We start from the raw sequence: 17306 nt of genomic DNA, 5'->3' as shown, positions 1-17306 counted from the left end.
AGTGGCGTTAACCTAACAGGTACGTGACGCCGGTTGCATCCGACCCGATAAAGCAGGCCATTTCTGGGTTAGTAGCGACCTTTTCGATAGGGACAAAGGGAAATTCCGTGCGGAGCATCTCATAGAGATAATCTGCCCGTTCCGGATCACCCGTGTGCAGGATGGACAATTGAACGATGCTCTGGTCGTGCATGGTTGCGAGTTGCCGGTCCCAAAACGTCGTCGCTAAATCCTCTTTGCGACTGCGGGTAATGAAGGAAAAGTCGTTATTAATGAACTGAATGATGTACGAAATGTTAAGCCGCTTTTCAATTTGGCCTCTAAAGCGGCCGATAATTCGTTGATTGACGAGCTGAGCATTATTTGGCGTTGAAAAATAAATCTGGGTCCGATCGCGAATTTGTGCTAACGTTGGAATAAGCGTTTCAATCGTGACGTTTCCCCGGTTAATTTGTTTGGCAGCCGTGAGTACTTGGTACGTCAATCCCGCGGCGGTGACCTGGCTATTGATAACGGTCATGTCACTGGTGGAGCGTTTAGCCGCTTGCCGAGCGTTTTGATAAGTATGGGTAATCTTATTGCTGAGGTGCACGGACAGAATTTTACTACCATCAGCGCCTAATTGATTATAAGTATCGACAAGCGCAGCCACGCTAATTTCGCCAATCCTGGGCCGACCGCTCGGGTGATCGAAGAGTTGGTGGAATTTTTGCTCGCTGATCTGATTAATATAGCCAAACACCTTATCGTTAACTAAGATTGGAGAATTCATGACCGTAATATTGTAGCGGGCAACGTCTCCTGGTGATAGGTGCGCCGCTGAATCGGTCACAATTTTAATAGATTGCATTCAATCACCCCTTTTTGTGACTAACATAATGCCTATAATGTACATTACCATTATTATAACCATTTGATAAATAATATGACTGGAATCATTAAGACAGGAGGAATTAACTATGAAAGGAAAATACGCTGTGTCCCAGTATATCGGCGTTCCGCTGGAAACCGACGATTCAGGAAATTATCAAATCAAGCGTGATGAAAACGGCGCGTTTAAGCTCCACAGTTGGCGGACTGGCAAGCACACCAAGGGGAAGTTTAAGCGCCTGGGACAGGTATTTATCACTGAAAATAATCTGATGGTCGCAATTGTCCAGGATTATCCGGTGGTCTTCAAGGATCGCCATGATTACACGCCGCTTCAGCGGTTCACTAACGAGTTTGTGGCGGATGATGTTCTTGAGGCGGCAACCAAAGAGCTTAAAAATCAGGCCAAATAAAAAAAGAATCCAACCACGGTTGAATTCCTTTTTTATGAGAAAAATTACTTCTTGAGTAACTTTTCAACATCTGCTTTAAGATCATCGGTGGACATGTCCATGTACTTTTCCATGTCTTTACCAGTTTTCATGGTATCGTGATCGTTGTTTTCCATGTAATAATCCCATAGAGCGTCTCGAACCGGAAGCTTACTATCGCTCCAGTCGAAAGCCTCATTCATATGCTTGTTAAGTAATGGGGATTCTGCACCTGGTTTTTCTTCTAAATCTTCTGCCATAGATAACTACCTCCTTTTTGTATCTAATTCTATTATAGTTCAAATTTCAGATTTGACACAAAAATTGTTTCATTAATCAGCTATTGGGCCGGCTTAACTTTAACGATCCAGTTAACTTGGGGATTTGGTTCGTTGAGCGTCTCAATATCTTTCCCAATGGCGTCGTTTTTAGCAATGACCGTTCCGGCAATGGGAGATTTTAAGGTTTCAACGGATTTGTCGCCTTCAATATCAAGTAAATCATCCTCAACCTGCAAGTTATTTAACTGGGTCGGAAAATCAGCAAAGGTAATTTTGCCCATCAGCTGGTAAACGGATTCGTCAATTCCCAATAAATAGTTGCCGTCGGGCTGCTTAGCGTACCAGATGCCGTCTTTGACCTTTGCGTCCGTTAGGGTTGGCTGCTTCTTGCCCGTGAAGAAGTTTTTAATTCGTGTCCATAATGAAACTTTTGCCATGTCTACACCGCCTCAATATTATTTACTTCAATTATAACGTATAATGAAAGGGAACGTCGGTAATGCGATGGCGGAGAAAGTTGAAACGCCTTTAAAATGAAACCGCTTCATATAATAATCGAACACAAATGGGTCAGCTCACCAAGACACGTGCTGGCCCAACAGGGAGGAATTTGAATGTACCTAATTGATATTTCCAGAAATGGGCAGCCCAGTTATGATGCCCGGGTGAACCAATCGCTGGATAATTACTTTGTCAATGATTTGAAATTACCGGGGCACGGGCTGATGTTTTATGTGAACCAGCCGTCCGTGATTATTGGTCGAAATCAAAATGTTTGGGCCGAGGTCGACATTGACTACCTGCATGAACACAATATCCAACTCGTTCGCCGAACGTCCGGTGGCGGCGCGGTTTATCATGATATGGGAAACTTTATTTTTGAAAATATTCTGACTGACGATGCCTCCGACTTTGGCGATTACGGGCACTTTGCTGAACCGGTTTTAAAGGCCCTGCAGAAGCTCGGGATCAACGTCGCGATGAAGGAAAATAGCAGCGACCTCATCTTAGATGGTAAGAAGTGGTCGGGGATGACCATGTTCAAAAGCGGCAAGGGAATCGCGGCTGGTGGCACGATCATGTACGATTTAAACATTGAAAATGCCAAGAAAGTTTTAACCGAAAACCAGGATGAAAAACGCAAGCGGTTGGGGGTTTTGTCGAAGCGCAGTCCAATCGTGAACTTGAAAGATTACTTGCCGGATGGCATGACAATGGCCGATTTCCGGGAATATTTATTGAAGGAACTCTTCAAAGTTTCGTCACTGGATGATATCGAAACCTATCATATGACTGACGATGATTGGAAAGTGGCTGATCAACGGCTGGCTGAAACCTATGGGACCGATGAATGGAACTTTGGTCACAACCCCGGTTATTATCACTATACGGACCATCAGTTTGAAGCCGGCAAGCTGGGAATTAATTGGACAGTGACCGATGGGAAGGTTGCCCACATTAAATTCAACCCGTTCTTCAAGGCCACTGGTGATTTAACCGCTGTTGAACAGCAGCTGGTCGATCGCAAGCCAAGTTCCAGAGTTATCAAAAAGGCGGTTAAGAAGGGGAATTTAGCAAACATTGACGCTGATCAGTTGACAGAATTTCTTGAATCTCAATTAACTAGCGAATGAGACGGTTAAACTGAAACCAATCGGCCCCCTGAACTGCGAGTTAAAGGCATTTTATAATGACTAACCCAAAAGAGACTGACCATTTTCTGGTCAGTCTCTACTATTATATAGGGTCAATAATAACGTTTAAAAAACTAGTTGTTCGTGGCGTGAGTCGATGCGGTTGCCCGAATCGAATCGCGGACGCTTTCGGTTGTGTGTTGACGCCACCAAGACGAAAGCACTGAACCGGAAATGTTGTGCCAGATCGAGAAGATCGTTGATGGAATGGCAGCGGCTGGCACGAAGTACTTCATGGCCAAGGTTGCCCCAAGGCTTGAGTCCTGCATCCCAACTTCGAAGGTGATCGCCTTTCGCTGCGGTTGACGCAAGCGGATCAGGTGACCAAACAAGTAACCAAGCGCATATCCGCTCAGGTTATGCAGCATAACAACCGGGATAACCAGAGCAGTCTGGGCAGTGAACAGATCATCATGGTTAGCTGCAAAGACAGCACCGATGATTGCAAGAATAGCGAGCTGGGAAATTAATGGCAATACCAAGTTAACTTTGGCAGCCTGCTTTGAGAATAACGTGTGAACAACAACCCCAAGGATGATGGGGATAACAACAATTTTCAGGGTACTCATGAATAGCTGGGTCGTTGGAATGGCAACGTACCGGCCAGCGTAAAACTGGAGCATAACTGGCAGCATAATCGGTGCTAATAATGTCGAAAGGGCTTCGATTGAGACATCGAGGGCAACATCCCCCTTTGCCAAGTAGGCCATCACGCTTGAAGAAGTTCCGCTTGGGCATGATCCCACGAGAATAACCCCAACGGCAGTGGCGCCAGTTAAATGGAAGATCTGGCAAAGCGCAAAGGCGATGAACGGCATGATAACGTAGTGGGCAACCGTTCCTAAAATAACCGGGACCGGACGCTTTAAGATTCGGGCAAAATCATCTTTACTTAATGTCAACCCCATTCCAAACAAGATAATTCCCAATAGATAGGAAGTGTTTGGTGCGATCCATAAACTTGCTTGTGGTAAGAAGTAGTTAACGGCAGCCCATAAGATAACGAGGAGCGTAAACCACTTACTCATCCAATTACCAACTTTTGAGACAGTTTTCATATGCATTTCCTCCAAATAATTCAATTCTCTTTTAACTGCTAAGTATTTAGAATAATTCGTCGTAACCTTTCATAACACCACCCGTGTTGGCTGAAGTAACCAGTGCTTGATAACGGGCAAGGTAACCTGAACGAACTTTTGGTTCAAATCTAGGTAAGTGCTTGCGCCGTTCCGCAAGTTCTTCATCGGACACATCAACGGAAATGTCATGGTTCTTCAAATCAATCGTGATTTGATCGCCGTTCTTAACCAGGGCGATGGTGCCGCCTTCAGCAGCTTCTGGTGAAATATGGCCAACGGCAATTCCCCGGGTGGCACCTGAGAAACGCCCATCGGTAATCAAACCAACGTCACGACCTAAGCCCCGACCAACGATACTTGAGGTTGGGTTCAGCATTTCTGGCATGCCGGGACCACCTTTAGGACCTTCATAGCGAATGACGACAACGTGGCCTGGTTTAACTTCGCCGGAATCGATGCCGTGAACGGCTTCATCATGGGAATCGTAGCAGATTGCGGTTCCAGTAAACTTACCTTGCTTGCGAATGTCTGGGTCAACGCCACCGACTTTGATAACCGCACCGTCTTTGGCAAGGTTACCGTGAAGGACTGACAAGCCGCCAACCGTTGAGTAGGCGTTGTCAACGGTGTGAATGACTTCTGGATTCTTGGTGTGGGCGCCAGCAACGTTCTCGCGAAGGGTCTTGCCGGTAACCGTCATTCGATCAGGATGAAGAATGTCACCCTTTTCGATTAATTCATTTAAGATTGCGGGAATGCCACCGGCAGCGTGAACATCTTGCATCGTCCAGTGAGATGATGGGGCAATCTTAGCTAAGTAAGGTACCTTGCGGCTGATCTTGTTGATATCATCCAAGTTGTACTTGATGCCGGCTTCGTGGGCAATTGCCAATCCATGAAGAATGGTGTTGGTTGAACCACCCATTGCCATATCAAGCGCATAGGCATCATCGAAGGCTTCCTTGGTCATCAGGTCACGGGGCTTAATGTTGTTCTTAACCATGTACATCACTTGTTTGGCGGCTCGGCGGACTAAATCTTTTCGTTCATCCGAATCAGCTAATGCCGTCCCGTTGTATGGAAGGGCAACTCCTAAAGCTTCCATCAGTGAGTTCATTGAGTTAGCGGTAAACATCCCGGCACATGAACCACATCCTGGACAGGCGTTCTTTTCATATTCCAAGAGGTGTTCCTTGGATAACTTGCCGCTCTTAAAGGCCCCAACGGCTTCAAACATGGTTGATAAAGTAGTGGCGCGACCCTTAGGATCAACCCCGGCTCTCATTGGACCACCAGATACGAAGACTGATGGGACGTTGGTTCGCGCGGCGGCCATTAACATGCCTGGGGTGATCTTGTCACAGTTTGGCATGAACAAAACGCCGTCAAACCAGTGCGCGTTAATTACGGTTTCGGCTGAGTCGGCGATGATTTCCCGACTTGGTAACGAGTACCGCATGCCGACATGGCCCATGGCGATTCCGTCATCAACCCCAATTGTGTTAAATTCGAACGGAATTCCGCCGGCCTCACGAATCGCGCGTTTGGCGATATCTGCTAACTTCCGTAAATGAATGTGGCCGGGAACAATTTCAATATACGAATTACAGATCGCAATAAACGGCTTCTTCATGTCGTGTTCGTTCTTTACTCGACCGGTTGCATAAAGCAAACTCTTGGAAGGGGCTTCATCAACGCCGACTTTAATCTTGTCGGACCGTTTATGGATTCCTTCCCCCTCTGCGTTAAAATCAAGTGTATTTGCCATTAACTACCATCCTCTCTGATATGTAGTGGTGTGTTCGGCACCGAAGATTCATTCCCAAGTATGTTGGTAAAAGAAAAAGGCCAAGAGCTGTGTTGAACAGCTCTTGGCCTTGAATCCACCAACGCTGCCCGCCTGATTTCGACGGGCCATTACAAAATCGCCCGTCTAGCTAATAATAATCACGACGAGGACTAAGACTAAAATTTGTAATGATGTGGCGTTAGTGTTTTTCATAGTCGGTATTTCCTTTCACTTGTATGAGAATTGCATTAAGCTTATTATAATTATCCTCACTTGTAAATAGTAACTTTCGAAATTAAGGGAAAACCCCTATAATTTGGAGCAATTAATTTTCAAAAGTCAAGAATATTGCTTGCTGGAAGCTTGATACAATACAGCCCCGGCCGCTTAACCGATTGGGGTTAGTGACCGGGACAATTGTGATAAAAAGATTAGAGGTTCTCATTTTTTGCGATTAAACTAACATCCGGTAGAGCATTTGGTTTTCCTGCAGGTTAATGTACTTCGGGTCGAAGCGCTTCACGCGGGCCAATAACGCGTCCAGGTTATCAACGTTTCCAAGCCGAACCCCGATGAGGACGGGGCCCATGGTACTGTTGACCTTTTTGGTGTACTCAAACTTCGTGATATCATCGTCGGGATTGAGGACTTCATTGACAAATTCACGGAGGGCACCGGCCCGTTGCGCGAAGTTGACGATGAAGTAGTGTTGCTGGCCGTTGTAGATGAGCGACCGTTCTTCGATTTCCTGCATCCGGTTGATGTCGTTATTCCCACCAGAGATGACACAAACCACCGTTTTGCCGGCAATCTTATCCTTGTTGGCTTCCAGGGCGGCAACACTCAGGGCACCGGCCGGTTCGGCAACGATCGCCGTTTTGCTATACAGGTCCAAAATTGTATTGCAGACCTGTCCGTCCGGCACCTGGCATAATCGATCCACGTTTGCCCGACAAGTTGCGTAGGTCAGTTCGCCGACCTTTTGAACCGCCGCGCCGTCGACAAATTTATCCAGTTGCTCGAGATCGACGGGGTGCCCAGCATCAAATGCGGCCTTCATCGAAGCGGCACCACTGGGTTCAACGCCGACAATTTCAGTTTTGGGACTCACGGACTTGGTGTATGTACTAATCCCACTTAGCAGACCACCGCCGCCGATTGCAACGAACAGGTCGTCGATTTGGAGGTTCTGTTTTTTTGCGTCGTTAAAGATTTCAACGGCGATGGTCCCCTGACCCGCCATCGTGTTGAGGTTGTCGAACGGAGCAATGAAGGTTTGGCCGTTTTCCTGACAGAAGTCCAAAGCCGCGTCCGCGGATTGGTCAAATGTGTCGCCGGTTAACTTGATGGTCACGTAGTCGCCGCCAAAGTATTTCACCTGACCGACCTTTTGGGCAGGGGTGGTGGTTGGCATGAAGATGGTGGCCGGAATTTTCATCCGTTTACAGGTCCAGGCAACCCCCTGGGCGTGATTTCCGGCACTTGCACAGACAACCCCGGCTTTTCGGGTGCCTTCCGGTGTTTGGGAAATGGCGTAGTAGGCCCCGCGAAGTTTGAAGGAGCGAACCAGCTGTTGATCCTCACGTTTCAGATACACGTTGGCGTGGTACCGATCGGATAAGTAGCGGCTGTACTGTAGATCCGTATGGGTGACAATCGGCTTTAAAACCTCGTAGGCGTTGGTCACATCAGTTGCGTTAAGTTTACTTGTTCTTGTTTGCATATAAATCTCACTTTCCTTTCTTGAACTAAAAATCCGGGACCACTGCGAAATTGACAGTGGTCCCGGATTTTGATTTAAGATACGCGATTTCTCAATTAATTGCCCATGTAAAGGCGCAGAACGACTGAAGGACCAGCTTTCTGAACCCACTGTTGGGTGGCTTTCTTGGGATGATAAGTATCCAAAACAAATGCAGGGTTAACCTGTTGCGCACTGCCAAATGTCATCTTTGGGTTATCGATCGCCAAACCAATTTCTTGGTTTGGCTTCATAATGGCCCCGATGATTGAAAGGTCCTTTGCGGCAACGTTGCTGATTGAGATCTTGGCGATGTTTTCGGAACGGGCAATCTGGATGCGCTTTTTCAAGCCGTCAATACCGTACGTTGAAAAACCACCCAAGTTAACCATTGCATCGGTGTTTGTATCGGTCAATTCAGCCTTCATCGTTCGAATCTTAGCCTCAAAGTCCTCATCAAGCAGGAGGTTGGGCTGGTGGTTAGAGGTCTTGCTTTGGTAATCGCTGATTAGGATTGTGTTGGCGCCACAACGAACCAACTGGTCGGCAGTGTCGGCCCAGTTAGCGGCATCATCGCCGCCGAATGACGTATCGGCAAGCAGGTGAGCACTGGTAGCATTTCTCATGCACTGCAGATAATGCGCATAGTCAGACAGGGCTAACACTCGGTTAGTATCTCCACCCAATAATTGGTTTTCCACCGAGTCCTTGTCGATATAAAGTTCGTTGAATCCTTGTGATTCGAAGTATTTCAGCATTGGCGCATTTGCGGCTGCTGGGATTATGCTAGTCGTCATGGTCATCATTCCTTTCTGAATTTAAGATCTAAAACTTATCAAAGCAAAAAAGTGAAAAATAAAAACGCCCTCGAAAAAAGTTTTTCAAAGGGCGTTATTAACGCGGTACCACCTTTGTTCACGGTTATGTTACTAACTGTCTCAATCGTGTGAAGTACATACACTGCTGGATATCGGGCAGCACCTGTTCGATTACAAACCGGACCTACTTTCACTTAACGATTGCTATCCTGTTCCAGCATCCCAGGACTCTCTTGCTAACAGTCAGTCAAGTTACTTCTTCCTGAATCGATTTCTCATTTTTTAACTTGACGCTAACTATAACACGAGCTGTGAAAAATGCAACAAGTTTCGATAAAAGTTTTTCCGTGAAAATCATTTAAAAGTTTTTCTTCATATAACGGGCGAAAAACCGTCACACCAGTGTGTAACAAACCTCAAAAAAGGGGTTGACTTGTTTCAAAAAGCTAGTATTGTCATTAGGCAAGAATTAAATTTCGCTAAGTTATCACATGTCAATTGCCGGAATTTAGATTCGAAAAAAAGTTTTTTCGGGCTTCAAGCACCACCGTGTCAGCGTTTTCACGCCTAAACATGAGAATCAAATTAAAAAATATCTAATTTGGGTGTTGACAAACTCGAAATAACCGTGTTAAATTTCAACCATCACCAAAACGTTATTCAGCAATTAATATTTCTGAGCAACTTAACGTGACGATGTCAGAATGATCTTGATTTGAAAGGATGTGAATCAGATATGCTAGCAGAAGAATCAAAACCAGCAACCGATACTGAGACAGGTGCCGAAATCTTAGTCGACGCCTTGAATGAGCAGAATGTTGAATTCTTATTTGGCTATCCCGGTGGTGCCGTTCTCCCCTTATATGACGCGCTTTACACGAAATCATTTAGCAATGTGTTAACCCGTCATGAACAGGGCGCGGTCCACGCAGCTGAAGGATACGCCAAAACAACCGGGAAAACCGGGGTTGTATGTGTTACAAGCGGACCGGGTGCTGGAAATGTTGTGACTGGAATTGCCGATGCGCAGATGGACTCAGTTCCATTGGTTGTATTTACAGGCCAGGTAACGCGATCAGCAATCGGAACCAATGCATTCCAAGAGTTGGATATTGTGAGTGTGACCAAACCGATCACCAAAGCGAATTTCCAGGTTCAGAATGTTGAAGACTTACATAGTGTTGTTACTAAAGCATTCAAGCTTGCTCAAAGTGGTCGTAAGGGCCCTGTATTAGTCGATTTGCCTAAGGATGTGACTGCCGACAGCGCCATTTTTGAAGAAGCTGCCAAGCGCACCAAGGCAATGAGCAAGCCGCGATTGGGAAAAACGCAAAAGGAGACGATTACCAAGGCGTTAAACGCCTTGAGTAACGCCGCTAAACCAATCGTTGTGGTTGGGGCTGGGGTTGCCGCTTCTGGCGCAACTAAAGAATTTAATCAGTTCGTTCAGAACTGGGAATTACCAGTTGTCACCACGCTGTTAGGTTTAGGAACTTTTCCAAGTGATGACCCGCTATTCCTTGGAATGGGCGGGATGCATGGCTCATACGCCGCCAACATGGCACTGGATGAAAGCGACTTTATCTTAAATATCGGCTCACGATTTGATGATCGGATGGTTCCACGGGCAGCGGATTTTGCTGACCAGAAGACCATTGTGCATATCGATATTGATACCCACGAATTAAATAAGATTCTTCACGCCGATTATGCGGTTGAAGCCGACGCGAAGGCTGCTCTCCAAGAAATGAACAGCCGGCCGGTTGATAAGCCCCAGATTCTTGCATGGCATCAGTTAACAACTGACTGGCAGGACCAACATCCCGACAGTGTTAAGCCGGGAAAGGGGGAGTTTGATCCCCATGAAGTGGTTCGGGCAGTTGGAAAGGCCACAAATGGTGACGCAATTGTCGTTACCGATGTTGGCCAACACCAAATGTGGGCGGCTCAGGCCTATCCATTTAAGCATTCGCGGCAATTGGTCACTTCTGGTGGTCTGGGAACCATGGGATATGGGCTGCCAGCCGCGATCGGTGCCAAATTTGGCAATCAAGATCGCGACGTTGTCCTCTTCGTTGGGGATGGCGGCTTTCAGATGACCAGTGAGGAGCTGGAAGTGTTAGCGGCTGAAAACTTAAACGTCAAAATCTTCTTAATGAATAATCATGCATTAGGAATGATTAGACAATGGCAGGATGCCTTCTATTCGAATCACCGTTCGAAGTCACTATTTGATCATCAACCGGATTTCAAGAAATTAGCCGCCGCCTACGACATTAATTATCAGCGGCTTGATCCTGAAATTCCATTAGAACAGCAGTTAAATGATGTCTTCGATGATCCGAAGTCAACGCTGGTTGAAGTCCAGGTTCCCGTAACCGAGCAGGTTTATCCAATGGTTGCCCCGGGACATGCCAACCGCGACATGATCGGATTCTAAAGCTTTTCACAGGTAAGGAGGTGGTGCCATAAGTGGAAAATTTGTTTAATGTTGCATAGTTACACGCCTACGACAAAATGTTTCAGAAAATACTTAACGTAAAAAATGGAGGAATCAAATATGAGTGTAGAAATGTTGTATGACAAGGACGTTACCACTAATTATCTTCAAGGAAAGAAAATTGCTTTCATCGGTTATGGTTCACAAGGACATGCCCAAGCAAATAACTTACGTGATTCGGGCTACGACGTTATCGTCGGTGTTCGCCCAGGCCAATCATTTGAAAACGCCAAAATTGACGGTTTCGATGTATACACCCCAGCTGAAGCTGCTCGTAAAGCTGACTGGATCCAAATGTTAACCACTGATGAAGTAATGGGTGACGTTTATAAAGAATCAATCGCTCCTAACCTTGAAGAAGGTAACGTATTAGGTTTCTCACATGGCTTCAACATCCATTATAAGGAAATCGTGCCACCAAAGAACGTTGATGTTGTTATGATGGCACCTAAAGGCCCAGGTAATCTTTGCCGACGTACATACGTTGAAGGTTCAGGTGTTCCAGCATTATACGGTTACTACCAAGACTTCTCTGGCCATGCCGAAGACTTATCAAAGGAATTCGCCAAGGGGAACGGTGCCGGCCGTGCCGGATTATTGAAGACCACCTTCAAAGAAGAAACTGAAGAAGATTTGTTCGGTGAACAAAACGTTCTGATGGGCGGGGTAACTTCACTGATCGAAACTGGTTATGAAGTATTAACTGAGGCTGGTTACTCACCACAGTTGGCTTACTTCGAAGTTGATCACGAAATGAAATTGATCTGTGACCTGATCTACGAAGGCGGCTTCAACAAGATGTATGCTGACTGCTCGAACACTTCTGAATACGGTTCATACGTAGTTGGTCCTAAGGTTGTTGGTAAGCCTTCAAAGGACGCTATGAAGGAAGCTTTGAAGCGGATCCAAGACGGTTCATTTGCCAAGGAATTCATGGACGATTACCGTGCCGGATTCCCAGAACTCAAGAAGTTGCGTGAGCGTTCAGCTAACTCACTTCTTTCACGAGTTGGTGAAGATCTTCGTGCCCACATGTCATTTGTTGGCGAAGCTGACAAGTACAGTACTCCCGAAGAAGCTACTAAGTAATCCAATCTTTGCTGAACCATAGAATCACTTTCTAAACAAACATGTCGATAATAAAATGATAAATTGATTCCGTAAATGCACTTGCGGATTGCGAGTGGTCATTTGACCACAAATGACCAAGCAAATTTGTCGAAAGGACTGAATAAAAACCACTCCGGTTTATTCAGTCCTTTTGAATACATATTCATTTTTGGAGGTAGATTATGGAACGAATTTTACGCTTCGATGACGTCTCAGTCACGCGGGGAAAAAAGAAAATTTTGCATCACATCGATTGGCAAGTGAATCAAAATGAAAACTGGGCGATTCTCGGATTAAATGGGGCTGGGAAAACCACCATGTTAAAAATGATCCACGGTGATTTGTGGCCAACAACCGGGCGCCTGGAAGTGCTGGGCGGTGTCTTCGGGCATACCAATATTCCGGAATTAAAGACTAAAATTGGTTGGGTCAGTAACGCGCTACAGGATATGCTGCATCAGGGCGACCTGGTTGATTTCATCGTGCTCTCCGGTAAATTTGCCAGTATCGGCATTTACCAACAGTTTTCCCAGGCAGATCTGGATGAAGCTCGGCAGATTTTAATTGACATGGGTGGCGAGAAATTGCTGGGGAAATCATACGAAGTTTTGTCCCAGGGAGAGCGGCAACTGGTTCTGATTGCCAGGGCGATGATGGCCCATCCGCAACTATTGATTCTGGACGAACCATGTAACGGGTTGGATTTATTTGCCCGTGAGGAATTATTGAAGCGGGTTGGCAAAATTGCCGAGATGCCGAACCGGCCGGCGTTGCTGCTGGTGTCCCACTATACCGAAGAATTGTTGCCGTGCTTTAACAACGTGCTGTTGTTGCGGCAGGGACATATTATCCAGAAAGGCAAGCGGGCCGACGTCTTGAACGAAGAAAGCCTGACCCACTTTTACCAGAAGCCAATCCAGACCGTGACGATTACTGGGAATCGGTTGGCGGTGTATCCGAAATGAGAATAATTTGATGAGTATGTAAAAACCAAGGACGGGGAGTGTATCCCGTCCTTGGTTTTGTTTTGGAACTGGTAATTAAACTGCTCGAATATACTTATTTAACTTTCCGACGAGCTAACTTAAGACCGCCAAGCACCGCAGAAATTGCAAGAACAACCATTCCGGCAATTGTCATTGAATGACTCGATTCATCACCGGTTTGCGGTAAGATTGATTGTTGGTCAATTTTATCTGGAGAGGTGGGTTGAGCTGGTGTTTCAGTCGGAGCAGCTGTTTGAGTTGATTGATTAGCAAGTGGTGTCGGGGATTCTGCTTTAGAACCACTTACGGATGGGGTTTGAGCGCCCAGGCCCATCGGTTGTGCAATTGCGGACTCACTGGCTGCTTTTCTGGATTGGCTACCTGTCTGGGTCCCAACTTGTTTGGTTTGTTTGCGGCCTGTTGTGGACTTACTAGGTAACCCAGGCAACCCCTCAGCATCCTCTAAATCAGCTCCCGTTTCGGCTTCTTCGTCCGGGTGTCCCGGTAATCCTTGTTCCACTTCGATTTCTGGAGTGGTTGGTTTTTCGGGAGTTGGTGTTTCCGGGCTTGGTTTTTCGGGAATCGGGTCAGGATCGGGATCTGGATTAGGATCTGGGTCAGGAGTAACTGGCGGGATGAGCTCATCAACTAATTCCACACCAAATCTATCACTGGTTGCGTATGAGTATACAGGGTTTTCTGTATACGAGAAATCTTGATTTTCCGCATAAATGTAAATCGGGTCAATAGGGACTACAACCCGATCATATTGAGTGTTTTCGGCATGGTAGTTTTCGGGGAGTTGAAGATTGAAGTCAACTTTAAGGTTCGAAAGGTTATTTCCCCGTTCTAGATAGAAGATTTTCATGGTATGCTGTTTGCCGGTTTCTTGCCAATCAGCGCCGAATATATCTTTTAGATTAGTTGGAATATTTTCCCCAGAATCGTTTGCATAGGTTGGTATCTCGATATCACCAGTTGCAAAATTGATGCTACCACTAAGCGTATCGTGGATTCCACCAATATCCAGTACTAGCTTTCCATCAATGAATAGCCAAAAATCGTCATCACCACTAAATGAGAATTTCATTGGTTTTTTTTCGCCATTGTGCTCAATTTGACCATTCGCCGGTTGAACGTAGTTTGTTTCCATTGAAACGCCAAAGTAATGATGCAGTTCTTTATTGCCGCTGGTTTCATAGCCTATTGGTGCATCGTCATCGAAAAAATTTTGTAATTCTGCTAAGGGGAAGAATTGGCCACTTTTGTCTTCTGAAGGCTTGTTTGCTTTGTTGTAGATTATGATATTCGTACCATCTTCATTTAAAATTGCATGATTTTTAGTACTGTCAAAGCTAAAGCCGCCCTCACCATCGCTAATAAACATGTCTGGATGACCGTTTTTCATTTTTGATTCTATGAATTCTGAATTAGTCGATGGATTGAAAAGATATTCAAGAGATTCTTCCTCGCCAACGGCAGTTACAGGATAGCCTTTGTCATTTAACTGGTTCTTTACAATTCCTCCCGTTGCCCCTTTAGACCAGTAATTGTTCCATGGTTCATCTAAGACATGTTCAATATTGCTTCCACCCCTTGAAAACTTAATTGTATGGCCTTTATTCGCACCAATTTCATCGGTGAATTTGTTCTCTTCATCAACGGTATAGTCAATCACTGATATAAGTCCGTTTTTGCTTGGATTGACTGTGTCAAGCGGAACTAATTTCTCGTTGGCTTCTTGACCATCTGTTTTGTCAATCTTGACTGGACTTGTAATTGTATAGGCAGCAGTGTTTTGATCAAGCTCCTGGCCTGGTGGTGTCAACACGATTTTATAAATTTGACCGTCAATTTGAACAAATGACTGGTTATCGTTAACGGCTTTTTGTAATTCTGACTCATAATCTTTAGGTAAGTAATTCGTTACGGCCTTGTTAACAGCATTCTTGTAATCAATGAGGGCTTCGTCTGAATCAGAAAGCATACTGAAGACACCGTTGTTAAAGATGTAATATTTACCATTATCTTTGTAAATTGTCTTTGTTTCAGCGCTTTCAATACCACTGTTAGGCGAGTGATAATCAATTCTTTCCCCTGTATAACGAGTAACACTTGGAATGCTGGGTTCCTCGTTCGTCGTTCGGATTAGGAACATACCGCTAAATTTCAGATTCGAGTCATAGTCTTTTTCCAACTGCTCTGTATTTGTTTGATAGCGGCTCTTCACTGGCGCATTTGGATCTTTTAGGGCGTTCGTGATCAGCACTTTTTGTTCGTCTGTGGCACTCTCGAATGTTTCGCTTTTTGGATCGTAAACGAGATATTCTTCACCATCAGGAATAAAAATCAAATCAGTGGCATTTTCAGGCCTAGATTCACTCTGCTTATCGTAAAATTCCTGAGCTTGCGTTTCGATATAATTTTTCCCAATTCCTTCGGGTAGTGTTTTGGAGTCACGGACCAAAATCCACCGATCCGCAAATTCTTTCTCTGGATCGTCAAGAGCTTCCTTTAGTTTGTCTTGATCTTCCCAGTAGTAGGTTTTAAGCTTTTTAGCGTCCTTTGCGGCCGCAATTTCTTTCATCACCTCGTTGTCTGCCAAAGTAAATTTGTTGTCTTTTTCTGAGTAGACATAATATTCCTGCCCATTGTCGGTTGTTTTACTTACAACGATACGGCGATATTGTTTGGGATTATCATCTTTAACATCATCGAAATCAATGTATTTTTTTGTTTGCGCCCGTGCTTTTTGATCGGTATTTTTTAATGAACTTTTTTCGGCAGTTTTTTCTATATTTGCAGTTTTGTTATGTGACTTTTCGGTGTTAGTACTTGTCTCATCCGCTTTCTGCTCAGAATTATCAACTTGTTTATTTTTGACTTTGTTAGAATAGTCGATTGTAACTTGGTTTGAAGAAGACTGATCAGTAGGGGCTTGAGAGGCGTTTACTGGGTAACTTGATGTCTGTTGATTTGCAGGTTGATTAGTTGTTGGTGTGGTGCCTCCACCTGTTGATGGTGCTGTTTCAGTAACTTGAGCTGTTGGGGATTGATTAGTTATTGATTGCTGAACCCCTTGATTATTTGAATTTGGAGTGGGATCTTGTACTGTTTGACTTTCTGTTGCCACTTGATCATTCGATTGGGATGGCGTTTCGTCCGTGGTTCTGGTAGTTGTATTCACTGGCATTGTGGACTCGTTAGAAGTTGCTGCGACTTCAGTATTTGTCGCTGTTGATGCTTGAGTGCTCTGAGGTGCTTGCTGTCCCTGGGATGTATCGACACCTTGTGAAGCTGTTGCCTGGGTTGTTGATGCTGAACCAGGGGACTGATCACCCGAGGACTGAGTAGTTGTCACCGGTTGTGAGTCATCTGCCAATACAGATGTGCCCGACAGCGTACCAGTTGCCAAGCTGATCATCGCAACTGACGCGAAAAGCCAAACTTTTCCGGCCTTGTACATCTTGAAATGGGTTCGTTTGGTTTCGACTTTGCATTGATTCATGGAGGTCACCTCAAATATTTATTTGCTAATGAATAGCATAAATAGATTCTAATCAATCTTATTGAAGAATTTGTGAACAAAATGAGGTGATTGTTGGAAATAACATGGGGTATACTATGAAGAAAGTATGCCTTTTCTATGATCAACCGTAAAAATAATAATTTGTGGCCTTATAGGTATGCGAAAATTAAAAGAATTTTCGAAAAAATTAGTTTCCGAAATTATAAAAGAGATGAATTATTCGAAAGCCTATTAAAGCCGGCTCTTAGAAGACCGCAAAATAACAATTTTTACAATACTTCACATCAATTTCTAAAACAATCCTTGACAACCTATCATTTATATCTCATAATGCGAAGTATCAATTTGAAAGAAGCGTTTACCTGATTCAATTCCAGGAAAGTCATTCGGCGACTGAGAGATGACATTGAATGAGTAGATTGTGACTTTCATGCTTTCGAATATAGATCGGTGAGCAGTGCATGTTAGCCGGTTTCGG

General features: G+C 45.0%; 13 protein-coding genes. 5 read left to right on the top strand and 8 right to left on the bottom strand.

The genetic code is table 11. From position 1 onward, the window contains the following. Positions 1–7 precede the first annotated feature (7 nt). The gene (locus FD47_RS04000; protein WP_054733269.1) at positions 8–850 is read right to left on the bottom strand and encodes a DegV family protein; all 843 of its coding nucleotides are present in this window, start codon (positions 848–850) and stop codon (positions 8–10) included. A gap of 109 nt (positions 851–959) precedes the next feature. Here FD47_RS04000 and FD47_RS03995 point away from each other — a divergent pair, with 109 nt between their 5' ends. Further along, entirely contained in the window at positions 960–1283 is a 324-nt protein-coding gene (locus tag FD47_RS03995; protein ID WP_054733267.1) for a DUF7671 family protein, read from the top strand. Positions 1284–1327: 44 nt separating this feature from the next. On the opposite strand, the gene FD47_RS03990 is transcribed toward FD47_RS03995, so the two are convergent. Both FD47_RS03990 and FD47_RS03985 read right to left on the bottom strand, forming a co-directional pair. Beyond that, positions 1328–1561, bottom strand: coding sequence for a P8 family protein (locus tag FD47_RS03990; protein WP_054733265.1), 234 nt, complete (start codon positions 1559–1561; stop codon positions 1328–1330). 80 nt (positions 1562–1641) lie between these two features. Then, complete coding sequence (locus tag FD47_RS03985) at positions 1642–2019, bottom strand: glycine cleavage system H family protein (RefSeq protein WP_054733264.1); 378 nt, start codon at positions 2017–2019, stop codon at positions 1642–1644. Positions 2020–2196: 177 nt separating this feature from the next. Here FD47_RS03985 and FD47_RS03980 point away from each other — a divergent pair, with 177 nt between their 5' ends. After that, the gene (locus FD47_RS03980; protein WP_056980069.1) at positions 2197–3216 is read left to right on the top strand and encodes a lipoate--protein ligase; all 1020 of its coding nucleotides are present in this window, start codon (positions 2197–2199) and stop codon (positions 3214–3216) included. A 134-nt stretch (positions 3217–3350) separates the two neighbouring features. Here FD47_RS03980 and FD47_RS03975 read toward each other — a convergent pair whose 3' ends face one another. From FD47_RS03975 to FD47_RS03960, 4 genes are all read right to left on the bottom strand, one after another. After that, entirely contained in the window at positions 3351–4334 is a 984-nt protein-coding gene (locus FD47_RS03975) for a bile acid:sodium symporter family protein (protein ID WP_171035001.1), read from the bottom strand. 46 nt (positions 4335–4380) lie between these two features. Next, positions 4381–6123, bottom strand: a complete 1743-nt coding sequence (gene ilvD / locus FD47_RS03970; protein WP_056980068.1) for a dihydroxy-acid dehydratase — start codon at positions 6121–6123, stop codon at positions 4381–4383. Between the two features lie 475 nt (positions 6124–6598). Further along, a complete protein-coding gene (gene ilvA, locus FD47_RS03965; RefSeq protein ID WP_054733262.1) occupies positions 6599–7867 on the bottom strand; it encodes a threonine ammonia-lyase IlvA in 1269 nt (422 codons plus the stop codon). Between the two features lie 95 nt (positions 7868–7962). After that, positions 7963–8682 carry a beta/alpha barrel domain-containing protein gene (locus tag FD47_RS03960; protein ID WP_225352754.1) on the bottom strand — a complete coding sequence of 240 codons (720 nt, stop codon included), beginning with the start codon at positions 8680–8682 and terminating at the stop codon, positions 7963–7965. A 757-nt stretch (positions 8683–9439) separates the two neighbouring features. Between FD47_RS03960 and ilvB the strand changes: the two genes are divergently transcribed. From ilvB to FD47_RS03945, 3 genes are all read left to right on the top strand, one after another. Next, positions 9440–11143, top strand: a complete 1704-nt coding sequence (gene ilvB, locus FD47_RS03955; RefSeq protein ID WP_056980067.1) for a biosynthetic-type acetolactate synthase large subunit — start codon at positions 9440–9442, stop codon at positions 11141–11143. Between the two features lie 120 nt (positions 11144–11263). Then, positions 11264–12292 carry a ketol-acid reductoisomerase gene (ilvC, locus tag FD47_RS03950; protein WP_054733253.1) on the top strand — a complete coding sequence of 343 codons (1029 nt, stop codon included), beginning with the start codon at positions 11264–11266 and terminating at the stop codon, positions 12290–12292. Positions 12293–12495: 203 nt separating this feature from the next. Beyond that, positions 12496–13278, top strand: coding sequence for an ABC transporter ATP-binding protein (locus tag FD47_RS03945; protein WP_056980066.1), 783 nt, complete (start codon positions 12496–12498; stop codon positions 13276–13278). Positions 13279–13372: 94 nt separating this feature from the next. Here the strand turns inward: FD47_RS03945 and FD47_RS03940 are convergent, their stop codons facing one another. Next, positions 13373–16807 carry a fibro-slime domain-containing protein gene (locus FD47_RS03940; protein ID WP_054733250.1) on the bottom strand — a complete coding sequence of 1145 codons (3435 nt, stop codon included), beginning with the start codon at positions 16805–16807 and terminating at the stop codon, positions 13373–13375. Positions 16808–17306 lie beyond the last annotated feature (499 nt).

Source organism: Lentilactobacillus parafarraginis DSM 18390 = JCM 14109 (genome assembly GCF_001435895.1).
Taxonomy (GTDB): domain Bacteria; phylum Bacillota; class Bacilli; order Lactobacillales; family Lactobacillaceae; genus Lentilactobacillus; species Lentilactobacillus parafarraginis.
The sequence above is the reverse complement of the archived record's forward strand: the minus strand, read 5'-3'. Positions and strand labels throughout refer to the sequence as shown.